This window comes from Burkholderia stabilis (assembly GCF_001742165.1).
Taxonomy (GTDB): Bacteria; Pseudomonadota; Gammaproteobacteria; order Burkholderiales; family Burkholderiaceae; genus Burkholderia; species Burkholderia stabilis.
Genome location: NZ_CP016443.1, coordinates 2,561,328 through 2,576,202 on the forward strand (window position 1 = coordinate 2,561,328; position 14,875 = coordinate 2,576,202).

The window sequence follows — 14,875 nt, forward strand, 5'->3', positions numbered from 1 at the left end:
GCCCCATGAAAAAACCCGCCGGCAGGCGTATGCCTGCGGGCGGGCGAAGACACCTCGGGCCGACCGGCGCGGGTGTCGCGTGAAGAACGGAGAACCGGGCTGCGTCAGAACTTGTGGCGCAGCGCGAGACGCACGGCCACCTGGTTCGACGTCGACGACGGCGCGTCGGTGCCGGGGATGAACGCCTGGTCGAGGATCGAGTTCGTCTTGTCGCCGGCAATGTGCTGGTACGCGGCCTGCACGTACACGTCGGTGCGCTTCGACAGGTTGTAGTCGGCCATCAGCCCGACCGAGTGGATCTTCGGCTTCGCGTCGCCGGTCGACGCGTCGTACTTCTCGAGCGACAGCACGTACTGCGCGCCCACCATGAACGCCGGCGTGATCTGGTACGAACCGTTCACCTCGAAGTTCTGGTACTTGATCGCGCTGACCGTCGCTCCCGGCGCGATGATCGCGCCCGGCGTGCCGAGGTAGCCGTTGCCGGTCGGGTTCTTGTAGTTCGAGTTCGTGTACGCGAAGCCGACCGTCGCGGGCCCGAACGTGTAGTTGATGCCCGCGCCGAACACGCGCATGCGCTCGGCGATGTAGCTCGCGTCGTTCGCGGTGATCGCGCCGGCCGAGCCGTCGCCCGGATGGTTCGCCTGCAGGTAGGCGGCGCCGATCAGCAGCCCGTTGTTCTGGTATTGCGCGCCGAAGCTGTATGCGCGGTTGTCCGAGAAGCCCGTGCTGTTGCTGAAGCTGTAAGCGCCGCCGAACTGGAAGCCGCCGAAGTTTGGGCTCGCGTACTTCACCGTGTTGTCGAGGCGGAACGAGTTGTCGGTGTTGTCGTTGTCGAACGGGTGTGCGAGCAGGTAGCCGCCCCAGTTGCCGTTGGCGGTGGTCGGCGCGAGATAGTCGACGACGGAGTCGTACTGGCGGCCGAACGTCAGCGTGCCGTATTGCGTCTGGCTCAGGCCGACGTACGCCTGGCGGCCGAACATGCGGCCGCCCTGGTTGAGCCGGCCGCTGTTCACGTCGAAGCCGTTTTCGAGCTGGAAGATCGCCTTCATGCCGCCGCCGAGATCCTCGCTGCCCTTCAGGCCCCAGCGGCTGCCCTGCGCATAGCCGCTCGCCATTTCGTAGACGTGGCCGGTGCCGACGTTGTTCGTGTAGTTCAGGCCTTCGTCGATCACGCCGTACAGCGTGACGCTGCTTTGCGCGAACGCGGGGGACGCAAAGGCGGTCGTTACGGCGAGCGCCGTCAGGGTCTTTTTCATTGAGATCTCCGGGATATCCAGCTTGTATCGGTTGTCGTGAACGCGTCCGGCGAGGCGCGTCCCGTCATCCGGGGCGATCCGGCGCAGCGCGTGCGGCGCCGGGGCGCGCGATGCGCGGCGGCGCGGCGACCGGCGGCGTCGGGTCGTGTCTCCTCCGTTGACACCGCGCATTCTTCCGAAGCCGAATCGGAATCGAAAGCGAGTAATTTCGATGGATGGGATCGGGATCGCCAATGGGGGCGCGGCAGACGGTTTCGGCAGCCGAAACGGCGCGTGCGCGGCCGTGGCGCCACGCCGGCCGGACAACCGCCGGCCGTTGTCGCGAGACGGCCCGCGCCGGCCCGTGCGCCGTCTCGAGAAACCGGCCGGGAGCCCCGTCCGGCGGGCCTAGCGGGGCGCCTGGCGATCGATTGGCGCTGCCGATTGCAATGATCGGAATTACTCGTTTCCCTAAACAAATTGGCCGCTCAAACATGCAGGCTGACCGGACGTGGATGGATTCGCGATTCGCCGGCCGCCGCGCATGCCGCGGCGCACAAACAACAGATTCGATTTGGAGACGACCCACCATGCAGATTCGACGACTGAAAACGGTCCTTCTCGCCGCCGCGGCGATCCTGTCCGCGCCCGTGGCCCACGCGGCCGGCGGCGCGTGCGCGGACGGCAAGACGGTCCATTTCGCGGGCATCACGTGGGAGAGCGGGTCGTTCGCGACCGAGGTGTTGCGGCAGATCATGGAGAAGGGCTACGGCTGCAAGACGGACGTCGTGCCGGGCAGCACGGCCGCGACCGAAACGGCGCTCGCGCGCAACGACCTGCAGATCTGGGCCGAGCAGTGGACGGGCCGCAGCGAGATCACCGCGAAGGCCGTCGCGTCGGGCGCCGTGAAGCTGATCGGCGACACGTTGCCGGGCGGCACAACCGAAGGCTGGTTCGTGCCCGAATACGTGGTGAAGGGCGATCCGGCGCGCAACATCAAGCCGGTCGCGCCGGGGCTCGTGTCGGTCGACGATCTGCCGAAGTACAAGCAGGTGTTCGCCGACGAGGAGGAACCGGACAAAGGCCGCTTCCTGAACTGCCCGACCGGCTGGGACTGCGAGCGCGTGAACACGCGCCTGCTGCGCGTGCTGAAGCTCGACCAGTCATATACGAACTTCCACCCGGGCACGGGCGCGGCGCTCGACGCGGCGATCGCGTCCGCGTACCAGCGCGGCGCGCCGATCGTGTTCTATTACTGGGGCCCGGCCGCGCTGATGGCGAAATACAAGTTCGCCGCGCTGAAGATGCCGGCCTATAACGAAGCATGCTGGAAGACGCTGCGCGACGAGAGCAGCACGCATCAGTGCGCGTCGTCGTACATGGTGTCGCGGCTGACGGTCGGCGTGTCGAAGCCGTTCGCGGATGCGAACCCCGATCTCGTCGGCGTCTTCGGCAAGGTGCGCTTTCCGATGGACTTCCTGAACCAGACGATCCTCGAGATGACGACGAAGAAGATCGACGGCGCGGCGATGGCCACGCAGTTCCTGAAGACCCGCCAGGACATGTGGAAGCAGTGGGTGCCGGCCGACGTCGCGCAGAAGATCGCCGGCAGCCTGAAGGGCGCGTAACCTGCGCGCGGCGGCGGGCCCGCGCCTGCCGCCGCCGTCACGCGCCTTCGCGGCGCGACGGAGAACGATCATGAACGGCTTCTTTCTGCACCTGTCGATCGCCGACTGGGTCAACAGCGCGCTCGAGACTTTCGTCGCGCAGTACGGCGACAGCTTCCATCACTTCAGCACGATGCTGCTGCGCTACTTGCTCGTGCCGCTCGAAGGCGCGCTGCGCGTGGCGCCGCCGTGGCTCGTGCTGCTGGTCGTCGGCGCGATCGCGTGGAATGCGACGCGCCGCGTCGGCCTCGGCGCGCTCTTCATGCTGCTGCTCTACGCGATCGGCTGCTTTGGCCTGTGGGACAAGCTGATGCAGACGCTCGCGCTGATGCTCGTCTCGACGGTGCTGTCGGTCGCGATCGGCGTGCCGGTCGGCATCCTCGCGTCGCGCAGCGCGTGGCTGCGCCGGATGCTGTTGCCGGTGCTCGACGTGATGCAGACGCTGCCGAGCTTCGTGTACCTGATCCCGGTGCTGATGCTGTTCGGGCTCGGCAAGGTGCCGGCGATCCTCGCGACGATCATCTATGCGCTGCCGCCGCTGATCCGGCTGACCGATCTCGGCATCCGCCAGGTCGACCCGGACGTGACGGAAGCCGCGCGGGCGTTCGGCACGACGCGCTGGCAACTGCTCGTGAACGTGCAGATGCCGCTCGCGCGGCCGAGCATCATGGCCGGCATCAACCAGACGACGATGATGGCGCTGTCGATGGTCGTGATCGCGTCGATGATCGGCTCGCGCGGGCTCGGCGAGGACGTGCTCGCGGGCATCCAGACGCTCGACGTCGGCAAGGGCACGCAGGCCGGCCTCGCGATCGTGATCCTCGCGATCGTGATCGACCGGATCAGCCAGGGCTTCGGCCAGGAGCGGCGCGCGCGCCGCCGGCTCGCGCAGCAGCGCCGGCAGAAGGGCGCATCGCGCGTGCCGTACCGGCTGCCGCGCAAGGCGTCGTCGGCGGGCGTCGATTCGAATCAGGCGACGCAATCGTCGCGCGCATAGGAACGGAGGCGAACATGGCGACCATCGACGTCAAACACGTGTACAAGCTGTTCGGACCGCAGGCCGCGCATGCGCGCGTGCTCGACCTGCTGCGCTCGGGCAAGCGCAAGGCCGACGTGCTGGCCGAAACGGGCTGCAACGTCGGGCTCAACGACGTAAGCCTCGGCATCGAGTCGGGCGAGATCTTCGTGATCATGGGGCTTTCGGGCTCCGGGAAGTCGACGCTCGTGCGGCACTTCAACCGGCTGATCGAGCCGACGGCCGGCGAGATCGTGATCGACGGCAGCGACGTGATCAAGCTCGATGCACACGGGCTGCGCGAGCTGCGCCGCTACAAGGTCAGCATGGTGTTCCAGAACTTCGGGCTGCTGCCGCATCAGACCGTGCTCGACAACGCCGCGTATGCGCTGCGCACGCGCGGCGAGAAGCGGCACGATGCGGCCGACGCGGCGCGCAACTGGCTGACGAAGGTCGGGCTCGACGGCTACGGCGATCATTACCCGGACGAGCTGTCGGGCGGGATGCGGCAGCGCGTCGGGCTGGCCCGTGCGCTGGCCGCCGATACCGACGTGCTGCTGATGGACGAGGCGTTCTCCGCGCTCGATCCGCTGATCCGCACCGAGATGCAGGATCAGCTGCTCGAATTGCAGGCGACGCTGGCGAAGACGATCGTGTTCATCACACACGATCTCGACGAGGCGCTGCGAATCGGCGACCGCATCGCGATCCTCAGGGACGGCACGCTCGTGCAGGTCGGCACGCCGGACGACATCCTGTCGCGTCCGGCGGACGACTACGTGCGGCGGTTCGTCGAGAAACGCACGAGCGCGAACTGACGCGCGGGGCCGGTCAGGCCGCGCGGTGCGCGGCCGTCGTCAGCACGATCTTGCCGATGTGAACGCCCGAATCGATCAGCACGTGCGAATCGCGCGCGTCGTCGAGCAGGAAGGTTCGGAACACCTGCGGCTTGACCGTGCCGGCCGCGATATGCGGCCACAGGTGTTGTTCCAGTTCGGCGATGAGCGCGCCTTTCTCCTCGGGCGTGCGCGAGCGCAGCGTCGAACCGATATGCGTGAGACGCTTGGTCATCATCGGCCACACGTCGAGCTCCTTCGCCGGCCCGGCGAGCGCGCTGACCTGCAGGATCCGCCCGTTCATCGCCGCGGCCCGGTAATTGCGCGCCACGTAGTCGCCCGCGATGATGTCGAGGATCACGTCAACACCCTTGCCGGCGGTGATCGCGTCGACTTCGGCGACGAAATCCTGCTCCTGGTAGTGGATCGCATGATCCGCGCCGAGCCGCAGGCTCGCGGTGCGATGCCCTTCCGAGCCGACCGTCGTGATGATGGTCGACGCGCCCATGGCCTTCGCGATCATCGTCGCGGTGGTGCCGATGCCCGACGCGCCGCCGTGGATCAGCACCGACTCGCCCGCCTGCAGCCGCCCGCGCTGGATCAGGTTCAGCCAGACCGTCATGAACGTTTCCGGCATCGCCGCGGCTTCGATCATGTCGAGGCCGGGCGGCAGCTTCATCGTCGTGAGATGGTTGGCGACCGCGTATTCCGCATAACCGCCGCCCGTCACCAGCGCGCTGACCCGGTCGCCCGGCGCGAAACCGCGCACGGCTTCGCCGGTCGCGACGACTTCGCCCGCGATCTCGAGGCCCGGGATGTCGGATGCGCCGGGCGGCGGGTTGTAGTGTCCCTTGCGTTGCAGCACGTCCGGGCCGTTCACGCCGGCGGCGTGGACCCGGATCAGCACTTCGTCGGCCTTCGGCTGCGGCACGGGGCGCCGTGCCGTCGCCAGGACTTCGGGGCCGCCGGGGCGGGTGATTTCGACTGCCGCCATGTCGGCGGGAACGGAGAAGCGCGTATCTGACATGATTACCTCGAAAAGACGGGTGAGTGATCGGTGAAAAAAGTATAGGCTTGGGCGTTGATGAATTCGCGCAGCGATTTTCACGACCACAGATGCAAATCTGCATCACACCAGGAGAGCGCTCTTGAACTGGGACGACACCCGGATTTTTCTTGCCATCTACCGGGAGCGCAGCCTGCGCGGCGCCGCGCGGGCGGTCGGGCTCGACCAGGCGACGGTCGGCAGGCGGCTCGCGGCGCTCGAGCGCGCGCTCGGCGCGACGCTGTTCCTGCGCACGTCGGCCGGATACGTGCCGACCGCGGTGGGCGAGGTCGCGCTGCGCAACGTGGAGAAGATGGAACAATCGGCGATCGATCTGGTGCGGCAGACCCAGGGCGTCGACCGGCGCCTCGCGGGCGACGTGCGCGTGACGACGACCGATACGATCGGGCTCGAGTTCGTGATGCGGGCGATGCGCAACCTGCACGACGAGCATCCGGACGTGCGCGTGCTGCTGAACACGTCGACGCAGGTGGAGAACCTGGCCAAGCGCGAAGCCGACATCGCGATCCGCACGATTAAGCCCGACAATCCCGATCTGCTCACGCGCCGGCTCGCCGCGTGGCCGACGGGGCTGTACGCGTCCGCGGAATATCTGGACCGGCATGGCGAGCCGGTGCCCGGCGCCGGCTTCGAAGGGCACGACCTCGTGTGCTTCCTGCCACACCTGAATGCACGCGGGCCGCTGACGATGGTCGGCGAGCCGGTTCGCGCGGGGCGAATCGTGTCGGGGCTGAATTCGAACCTGATGCTGCGCGCGGCGGTGCGCGCCGGGCTCGGGCTCAGCGAGCTCGCGGTGCCGATCGCGGAGCGCGACGGGCTGGTGCGCGTGTGGCCGACGCGTACCGGCGCGCGTCCCTACGAAGTCTGGATGGTGACGCACAAGGACTTGCGGCATACCGCGCGGATGAGCGCGATGATCGACCGCATCGTGCGGGTGTTCGACGAGGTGGCGGTACCGGGCGGGACGGAGGATGGAGAATGAGCCGAGGGTTGAGGTGCGGCGCGGGTCGATGCATCGGCGATCGACGGAATCGACGCGGTACGGGCATCCGGTCTCGATGGGGGCGAACCGGCCTTTCGTGCGGTACGACGAATGGCCTCAATGATTCTCAGGGGAGCGGGAGGGCGCGATGAAGCGGTTCAGCGTGGATGGAAAAATGCTCGACGACTGGGAGAAGTTTCACGACTACTTCGCGAGCGAATTCGAATTTCCGGGTTACTACGGCCGGAACATGGACGCATGGAACGATTGCATGAGCGATTACTGCTACGAACACGGCATCGTGTCGCTGCGGATCGACGACGCCGGAGCGTTGAAGGACCGCAATCCGGAGATATTCGACGCGCTCGTCGGATGCAGCGCGTTCATCAACTGGCGCGCAACGAAGGAAGGGGGCGATCCGTTGATCGTGTTGTCCTACTGGGCGTAGTCGGCGCGTCGAGATTGCGTTGTGAAGTGAAGTCGATCGCCGGGACGGCACGCAAGCGCATTGCGCACGCCGACCCGCATCGGCGGGAACGCTGCCGCTCTAATGCGCGACCATCATCGTTGGTGCGTTGATATTGCCCGACGTGCTGTTTGGGCACACAGATGCATCGACGATCCGCAGTGCCTGCAACCCGTGCATGCGTAGCGATGACCGACGTCGCCACACCGGGCCCCATCGCGCACCATAATGAAGGTCGGGCTCGACGGCTACGGCGATCATTACCCGGACAAGCTGTCAGGCAGGATACGGCAGCGCGTCGGGTTGGCCGCCGAAATCGACGTACTGCTGATGCACGAAGCATTCTCCGCGTACGATCTCAATTGGGCGCTGCGGATCGCGATCCTACGCGATGGCACGCTCGTGCAGGTCGGGACGCCAGACGACATCCTGTCGCGCCCGGCGGACGCTTGTGTGAAGCGATTCGTCGAGAAGCGCGCGAGCGTGAACCGAGCGGGTGCATCGAACTGTGAATGAGAGGCGGCACAACGCCGTGTTCAAGTATTTGCAGATGCAGCGCGTGTTATCGGACGGTTACTTATCCAGTTGTGCCCGAGCAATGGAGAACCTCCGCATTTGAAATTCCTCGCCTAGATGGATTGCCTCTCGACGATATCCCTCGTAAGTCTTGGAGGTGGTCACCTTGCCGGCGCGGTCTCCCAAAGCGTAGAACGCTCTCATTCATCCTGCATCTTTTACGTAGTATCAGGGTGAATGATGTGTGAAGCGCCTACCATACGATGTTCGAAATAGTCACTTTCAAGATGTCCTGATTAGATAGTAAAAATTCGAAGCATCGTTGGGAAAGTACCACGTCGACGGTATAGTCAGCCTACGGCATTTGCATATACTATCTTTCCGCTGATCTAGTGCAGGGTCAGAAAAAATCAAAACGAACCGGGGTAGACCATGAGTATTGTCGAAGGATTCGAGCGCAAGGCGCTCTTCAATATCACGCGCGCAGTGGCCTTATTTTGCGTGACCGTGTTTCTTGTCATGATCGTTGGTGGGTTAGTTTATGGCGTATCGATATGGCAGGACCGAATCGATACAAAAGTACCCGCGCAAGAGATTGTTGACCCGTTAAAAGTAACGAATGTCAAGCCGGGCGAAGTAGCGGATCCGACCGGAGCACAGCCTCCCACTCGGCAAGGACCTGAGGAGAGTGCGCTCGCTGGATACAAAATTCCGTTTTCACTTCAGAAATACATCTCTGGAGAGAACGGCAAGATTGTCCGCGGCCAACTTGACGGCGTACCGGAAGCGGAGCGTCAAGCATATATCGACGAACTTGGTGCAGTGGTCACCGCTGCTGAGGCCCAAAAGGTCCCGGCGATTGATGCAATCAACTCGTATATGCAGGTGAAGAGCGATCGATACAAGGCTGCGGCAGCAAAGTCGCTGCAAAAATGGGAAACCCTAAAAATCGTTGCTGAAGTCACAGCGGCGGGGCTCCTTCTTGTTGCGTTGTTCAGTCTGGTTCTTGTTCTGCTCGCAATTGAACGAAATACCCGATCGCTGCGCCAAAGCCATACGAAAAGTACGACTACTCCAGCTGGTGAGCGCGAGGCATCTACGGTATGAACATTTTTTCGCTTTGTCGTAATCGGAGACGGGTGGCCGCAGGCATCGTTGCTACTGCACTGGCATTGAGTGGTTGCGGAAAAGACGAAAGTAAGCTGGGCGCCGGGACGACAAGTAGTCAATACCCTGGATATCAACAGGTCGGCGCGTCTGGTGATGCCGCTCAACTTTGGTTCAATCCTACCGACATCGCTCGGAATGGCAGCAGTTACATCATTCACGCTCTCAAGGCATTTCCTCACGGGTATGCGCGGTTCGACATTGCGACGAACTGCCGAGACGCTACGCAGAGAATGGCCGGCACTCAGTACCGCGAGGATGGCACTGCCGAGAAAGAGTACCCGGGCAATGACAGTGCCGTGGCTGCGAAATCCGAGCCCGGGATGGGCGAGCTGATGCAGGCGGCTTGCGGCATCGCAATGGCATCGCGTGCGATAGCTGGTGAGTTCAACGAACCTGCGGCGCTTGAATTACTGTATGGCGCGTACGATCCAGCGTCTGGTACGGCTCGTTGGGATGACGTATCCGTTCCAGCGGATCTTCCTTGGCGCGAAAATCTTGGGTTGGACAATGGCGGAGTCATGCAAGTGAAGAGCATGGCGACCTTTAGTTTTTTGGAAGGTGGTAAATCGAAGAAAGTATTTGTCACCAACTCGATGCCTCAAGGTGGAGGCTGCCACGCGTGTACCGGATTGCTCGGAGTGGCGGTGTTTGTTCGAGACGGCGACAAGTGGAAGATTGAATCCAACCAGCCCTACATCGCATCCATGGGCGCTTCCGGTTCAGTGGGAAATCATTTCGAATGGGTAGCGGCAGGTGACGACGTATATGCGTTGGTGGTCGGTGGCGGCGACATGCATCAGGGCTATGAGACGACCTCTACCACGGCGTTTTTGCGACAGAAAGACGGGAAGTTTATGAATATCGTTAGCGATGGCGATACGGGGCACTCGGACCAAGAGTCACTCTCGTCACAAACGACGTTTATTAAAGGCAAGGACCCGGCGCACTACGACGTGAAGGTCGCCATTTCGTATGGCTTGCCAGGCAAATCGGTTTATGTTGCGGACCATATCTATCAGTATTCCGGCGGCAAGTACGTACTTACGAAGAAGGATGGCCCACCGAAGCGGATAGATTTGGCAAACCCCGATGCGGGTTCTAGCGTGCAGCCTGCGAGTATGGTTGCGCCAGCCACGTCGAGTCCCGCGATGGCGGCTGCGAATGTCGGTATGTTCGCTCCGAGCTTCGATTGTTCGAAGGCGAGGTCGGATTCGGAGCGAATCATTTGCTCCGATGCGGACCTCTCTGCGCGAGATGTCGAACTGGCGTCACTGTTCGCCCGTGCGAGAGCGGCGGCAATCGACAAGACTGCATTCAAGGAGAGTACCCGACAGCAGTGGAACTATCGGGAAAGAACGTGTCACGATCGCGAGTGTCTGGTTCGGTGGTACGTTGCTCAACGAACAGTGCTTTCGCAGATAGCGCAGACCGGACAAGTGAATTGACGGCAGTGGGTCGGTACCGCGCGTATCCTTGAAAAAGGGGGAAACTCTCGGAGAGATACGCGTGGATACCGATACGGCTTTTCAGGTATGTTCCTTTGGAAAAGCATGGAAGGGCGTGCCCGAAGTTGGCTTATGTCGCTTGAAGCAACGCCTGTCGCCGTCTGAGCGAATGCATCGCAGTGAATGGTAATGCATCGACAACGGCGTAGCGACATGGCTGCCCCCGTTAGGGTGAAACGGGCTCCTGTTCGTGCGTTTGCACGCCTGCCATCTCGCCGCGCACCGCATCCGCCAGGATCAGATCCGCGCCTTTCTCCGCGACCATCATCGTCGGCGCATTGATGTTGCCCGACGTGATGTTCGGGAACACCGACGCATCGACGATCCTCAGCTGCTGCAAACCGTGCACGCGCAGCGACGCATCGACGACCGACGTCGCCGCATCGGGCCCCATCGCGCACGAGCCGCACAGGTGATAGATCGAACCCGACTGCTCGCGGAAGTACTGCAGCATCGCTTCGTCGGAATCGACCTGCGGCCCCGGCGAGATTTCCTCGACGGTCATCGACTTCAGCGCCGGCGCGCGCATCAGCGCACGGATCACCTTGCTGCCCTGCACGGCTTCGTCGAGATCCTTCCGCGTGGTGAGCGCGTTGATATGGATCTTCGCGGCGTCCTCCGCGCGGTTCGACGCGATCTCGATCGTGCCGCGGCTCGTCGGCCGGCACGGATTGAATGCGATCAGGAAACCCGAATACGGCTCGGGCGTGATGCTCGCGCGGTCGCTCTTCGGAATCCGGTACGACAGCGGGTTGAAGTAAAGCTGGATGTTCGGTTCCGCGGTCTCGCGCGTGCCGCGGAAGAAGCCGCCGGCCTGGTTCACGCTCATCGCGAGCGGGCCGCGCTTCGTCAGCAGGTAGCGCAGCCCGATCTTCATCTTGCCGAGCAGCGTGCCCATCTCGTCGTTCAGCGTCGGCCGGTTCGCCTTGAAGTAGAAGCTCACGCACAGGTGGTCCTGCAGGTTGCGGCCGACCGCAGGCAACGCCTGCACGAGCGGCACGCGCTGGCGTGCGAGCAGCGCCGGATCGCCGACGCCCGACAGTTGCAGCAGTTTCGGCGTATCGACCGCGCCGGCTGCAAGGATCACCTCGCGCGCGGCGACGAGCGTTTCGTCGCCGTGTTCGCCCGCGACGACTACGCCAGTCGCGCGCGTGCCGTCGAACGTCACGCGCCGCACGAGCACGCCCGAGCGCAGCGTGAGGTTCGCGCGCGCCAGCGCGGGGCGCAGGTACGCGAAGCTGCTCGAACAGCGTTCGCCGTTCTTCGTGTTCAGGTCGTAGATGCCCGCGCCTTCGAACTGCGCGCCGTTGAAATCGTCGGTGCGCGGCAGGTTCAGCTGCGCGCAGCCCTTCAGGAACTCGTGGACGATCGGATGCACGTCGGCCTTCATCGACGTGATGTGGATCGGCCCGGTCGCGCCGTGATGCTGCGGATCGGTCGTGCCGGCCGCGTGCGTTTCGAGCTTGCGGAAATAAGGCAGCACGTCGTCGTACGCCCAGCCCGGATTGCCGGCTGCCGCCCAGTCGTCGTAGTCGCTGCGCTGGCCGCGCACGTAGACCATCGCGTTGATCGACCCCGACCCGCCGACCACCTTGCCGCGCGGGCAATACAGCTTGCGCTCGCCGAGCTGCGCTTCCGGCTCGCTGTAGTACATCCAGTTGTAGCGGCGGTTGTAGTAGGTCTTCGTGAAGCCGACCGGCACCTTGAACCAGAACGACGCGTCGCGTTCGCCCGCCTCCAGCAGCAGCACCGAATGCCGGCCCGATTCGCTCAGGCGGTTCGCGAGAATGCAGCCGGCCGAGCCCGCGCCGACGATGATGTAGTCGTAAGTCATGGTCGCGTTTTTCCTGGTCAGCCCTTCGCGGGGGCGAGATCCTTCACGTCGACGGGCTTCTCGCCCATCTGCAGGTGCAGCCGCTCGCCGGTATACGGCGTGTGGCGCTTCACGACGTCCATGTCGAGCTCGATGCCGAGGCCCGGCTCGTTCGACGGGATGATGTAGCCGTCTTCCCAGCGGATCGGCGTCTTCACGACCTCCGAATGGAAACCGCCCCACGTCATGATGCTTTCCTGGATCAGGAAGTTCGGCGTGCAGGTCGCGAGCTGGATGCTCGCGGCCGCGCCCACCGGCCCGTTGTAGAGGTGCGGCGCGATCTGCGCGTAGTGCACTTCCGCAAGCGTCGCGATCTTCTTCGCTTCGAGCAGGCCGCCCACGCGCGCGACGTTCAACTGCAGGATCGACGCGCCGCCCGCCTGCAGCAGCTTGTGGAATTCGTACTTGGTCGTCAGGCGCTCGCCGGTCGCGATCGGAATCGACGTGTGCCTTGCGACTTCGGCGATCGCTTCCTCCTGGCCCGGCGGCACCGGTTCCTCGAACCACAGCGGGTCGTATTTCTCGAGCCGCTTCGCGAGCCGGATCGCCGACGACGGCACCATCTGCCCGTGCGTGCCGAACAGCAGGTCGGCCTTGCTGCCGACCGCCTCGCGCACGCGGCGGCAGAACAGTTCGCAGCGGTCGAGCACTTCAAGCGACAACTGATGGCCCGAGTAGGCCGTGTACGGGCCGGCCGGGTCGAACTTGACCGCGGTGAAGCCGAGCTTCACGTTCTCGGCCGCGCATTCGGCGGCGAGATCGGGATCGTCGTAGTCGTATTCGCCCTTCGCGTTCTTCGGGTACAGGTACGTGTACGAGCGCAGCCGCTCGTGGATCTTCCCGCCGAGCAGTTCGTACACGGGCTTGCCGGCGGCCTTGCCGATGATGTCCCAGCACGCCATCTCCAGCCCGCTGACGACGCCCATCATCGTCAGGTCGGGCCGCTGCGTGAAGCCGCTCGAATACGTCTGGCGGAACAGCCGCTCGACGTGGTGCGGGTCGTGGTTCAGCAGGTAGCGGTCGAACACGTCGTCGATGATCGGGCCCATCGCCTTCGGGTGGAACGTCGCCGAATAGATCTCGCCGACGCCTTCGATCCCGTCGTCGGTCTTGAGCTTCACGAAGATCCAGTACATCCCGCCGACATGCGGTGGCGGCACGGCGACGATGTGGGTTTCGAGCGAAACGATCTTCATGCGGACTCCTTGATGCGGTTGAGGCGGTATTTGAGGAACGCGGCGGCGCCCGCGCCGCAGAGCGCGATGGCCGCGATGTAACCGAAATAGAGCTGGTAGCCGTGCGCGCCCGGGTAGGTCTGCGTCACGTAGCCGTTGATCAGCGGCACGAACACGTCGGGCGAATAGCCGAGCACCGAGATCAGGCCGATCGCGAGGCCCGCGCAATGCGTCGGCACCTTGCAGTCGTCGAGCAGCGACCAGTACAGGCCGCGGACCGCGTAAGTGAGGATGCCGATGAACAGCACGAGCACGACGAGCATCGCCTGCGGGCTGTGCGGCGGCGCTGCGATCAGCCCGACGAGCGACAGCGCGGCGAGCACGAGCGCCCAGAACAGCACCGACACCTTCGACACACGGTCGCCGAGGAAGCCGCCGCCGATGCCGCCGACCGGGCGCATCCACAGCTTGAGCGTCGTGATGAAACCGGCCGCCGTCGCGCTGAGCCCGAAATTGCCTTCGTGCAGGTATGCCGAGAAGCTGTAGGTCGCCCAGAACACCTGGTAGCCGCAGAACACGATCGCCGCGACGAGCCACAGCTCGGGAATCGCCGCGAGCGTCTTCAGGTCGGTCAGCACGCTGCCCCGGCGGCGCTCGGCCGGCGTCGTGCGTTCGCCTTCGCGCGCCGGTTCCTTCACCAGCGCGAGCAGCACGCCGAGCGCGATGCAGAAGAACGCATACAGATGCACGACGAGCTTGAAGCCGGCCGCATCGGTGCCGCCGTGCGCTTGCGTCACGTAGGCGAACAGCGTGATCGCGATCGTCGCGAGCAGCGCCTCGACGAGCCCGCGGCCGCCGTCGAGCAGCCCGAAGAAGCGGCCCTGTTCGTCGGGCCCCGCGATCATGTTCACGCGCTTGATCACGGCCGCCCAGAACGTGAGGCCCGTGGTCAGCCCCCAGCCGCCGAAGATCAGCACGAGCGTGTTGAACGACGGCCCGGTCGCGTAGACGAGCCCGAGCGCGCCTGTGGCGATCAGCGAGAAGCAGATCAGCCAGCGCGGCGACAGGCGATCGGCGAGCCAGCCGCTCGGCAGGTAGCTGACGAGGAAGATCGTGCCGAGCGACGAATACAGGTAGCCGAGCTGCACGTCGTCGATGCGGAAGAACTGCAGCATCGTCGGCTGGTACACCTGGCGCAGGTACAGCATCGGGTAGATCGCGCCCGCGGCGATCACGAGCAGCAGCAGTTGCAGGTAGCGCTGCGCGCGCGAGTCGTGCGACGCGTGCGCGTCGTGCGTCTTGTCTTGCAACGCGAGCGACGCGGCGGGCGTCGACGGTTGGGTCGGCATGATGTCTTCCTCCATCGGAC

General features: G+C 64.3%; 13 protein-coding genes and 1 pseudogene. 8 read left to right on the forward strand and 6 right to left on the reverse strand.

Annotated elements, in window-relative coordinates:
* Positions 1 to 104: 104 nt before the first annotated feature.
* Positions 105 to 1,256: a porin gene (locus tag BBJ41_RS29270; protein WP_069749670.1), complete on the reverse strand. Its 1,152-nt coding sequence runs from the start codon at positions 1,254 to 1,256 to the stop codon at positions 105 to 107.
* Positions 1,257 to 1,825: 569 nt separating this feature from the next.
* Here BBJ41_RS29270 and BBJ41_RS29275 point away from each other — a divergent pair.
* The 3 genes from BBJ41_RS29275 to BBJ41_RS29285 all read left to right on the forward strand — a co-directional run bounded on the left by BBJ41_RS29275 (position 1,826) and on the right by BBJ41_RS29285 (position 4,735).
* A complete protein-coding gene (locus BBJ41_RS29275; protein ID WP_069749671.1) occupies positions 1,826 to 2,863 on the forward strand; it encodes an ABC transporter substrate-binding protein in 1,038 nt (345 codons plus the stop codon).
* A 70-nt stretch (positions 2,864 to 2,933) separates the two neighbouring features.
* The gene (locus tag BBJ41_RS29280; RefSeq protein ID WP_069749672.1) at positions 2,934 to 3,899 is read left to right on the forward strand and encodes an ABC transporter permease; all 966 of its coding nucleotides are present in this window, start codon (positions 2,934 to 2,936) and stop codon (positions 3,897 to 3,899) included.
* Positions 3,900 to 3,913: 14 nt separating this feature from the next.
* Positions 3,914 to 4,735, forward strand: coding sequence for a quaternary amine ABC transporter ATP-binding protein (locus BBJ41_RS29285; RefSeq protein ID WP_069749673.1), 822 nt, complete (start codon positions 3,914 to 3,916; stop codon positions 4,733 to 4,735).
* 13 nt (positions 4,736 to 4,748) lie between these two features.
* Here the strand turns inward: BBJ41_RS29285 and BBJ41_RS29290 are convergent, their stop codons facing one another.
* Complete coding sequence (locus BBJ41_RS29290) at positions 4,749 to 5,780, reverse strand: NAD(P)H-quinone oxidoreductase (protein ID WP_083282009.1); 1,032 nt, start codon at positions 5,778 to 5,780, stop codon at positions 4,749 to 4,751.
* A gap of 121 nt (positions 5,781 to 5,901) precedes the next feature.
* On the opposite strand from BBJ41_RS29290, the gene BBJ41_RS29295 reads away from it, so the two are divergent.
* Both BBJ41_RS29295 and BBJ41_RS29300 read left to right on the forward strand, forming a co-directional pair.
* Complete coding sequence (locus tag BBJ41_RS29295; protein ID WP_069749675.1) at positions 5,902 to 6,801, forward strand: LysR family transcriptional regulator; 900 nt, start codon at positions 5,902 to 5,904, stop codon at positions 6,799 to 6,801.
* Between the two features lie 148 nt (positions 6,802 to 6,949).
* Entirely contained in the window at positions 6,950 to 7,249 is a 300-nt protein-coding gene (locus tag BBJ41_RS29300; RefSeq protein ID WP_069749676.1) for a barstar family protein, read from the forward strand.
* Positions 7,250 to 7,354: 105 nt separating this feature from the next.
* Here the strand turns inward: BBJ41_RS29300 and BBJ41_RS42025 are convergent.
* Positions 7,355 to 7,490, reverse strand: a pseudogene (locus BBJ41_RS42025) (GMC oxidoreductase); the annotation flags it as partial.
* 5 nt (positions 7,491 to 7,495) lie between these two features.
* Between BBJ41_RS42025 and BBJ41_RS29305 the strand changes: the two are divergent.
* The 3 genes from BBJ41_RS29305 (at position 7,496) to BBJ41_RS29310 (ending at position 10,398) form a co-directional block, all read left to right on the forward strand.
* Positions 7,496 to 7,783, forward strand: coding sequence for a P-loop NTPase family protein (locus BBJ41_RS29305; RefSeq protein WP_069749677.1), 288 nt, complete (start codon positions 7,496 to 7,498; stop codon positions 7,781 to 7,783).
* 432 nt (positions 7,784 to 8,215) lie between these two features.
* Positions 8,216 to 8,890 carry a hypothetical protein gene (locus BBJ41_RS40730; RefSeq protein WP_156814891.1) on the forward strand — a complete coding sequence of 225 codons (675 nt, stop codon included), beginning with the start codon at positions 8,216 to 8,218 and terminating at the stop codon, positions 8,888 to 8,890.
* Positions 8,887 to 10,398 (forward strand): lysozyme inhibitor LprI family protein, encoded by a 1,512-nt coding sequence (locus tag BBJ41_RS29310; protein WP_156814892.1) that lies wholly within the window; start codon positions 8,887 to 8,889, stop codon positions 10,396 to 10,398. Before BBJ41_RS40730 ends, BBJ41_RS29310 begins: the two co-directional genes overlap by 4 nt.
* A 226-nt stretch (positions 10,399 to 10,624) precedes the next feature.
* On the opposite strand, the gene BBJ41_RS29315 is transcribed toward BBJ41_RS29310, so the two are convergent.
* From BBJ41_RS29315 to BBJ41_RS29325, 3 genes are read right to left on the reverse strand one after another with little or no spacing between them, the layout of a single operon-like run.
* Positions 10,625 to 12,292 carry a GMC family oxidoreductase gene (locus BBJ41_RS29315; protein WP_069749679.1) on the reverse strand — a complete coding sequence of 556 codons (1,668 nt, stop codon included), beginning with the start codon at positions 12,290 to 12,292 and terminating at the stop codon, positions 10,625 to 10,627.
* Positions 12,293 to 12,309: 17 nt separating this feature from the next.
* Entirely contained in the window at positions 12,310 to 13,527 is a 1,218-nt protein-coding gene (locus tag BBJ41_RS29320; protein ID WP_069749680.1) for a mandelate racemase/muconate lactonizing enzyme family protein, read from the reverse strand.
* Positions 13,524 to 14,855: an MFS transporter gene (locus BBJ41_RS29325; RefSeq protein WP_083282067.1), complete on the reverse strand. Its 1,332-nt coding sequence runs from the start codon at positions 14,853 to 14,855 to the stop codon at positions 13,524 to 13,526. Before BBJ41_RS29325 ends, BBJ41_RS29320 begins: the two co-directional genes overlap by 4 nt.
* Positions 14,856 to 14,875: the final 20 nt, after the last annotated feature.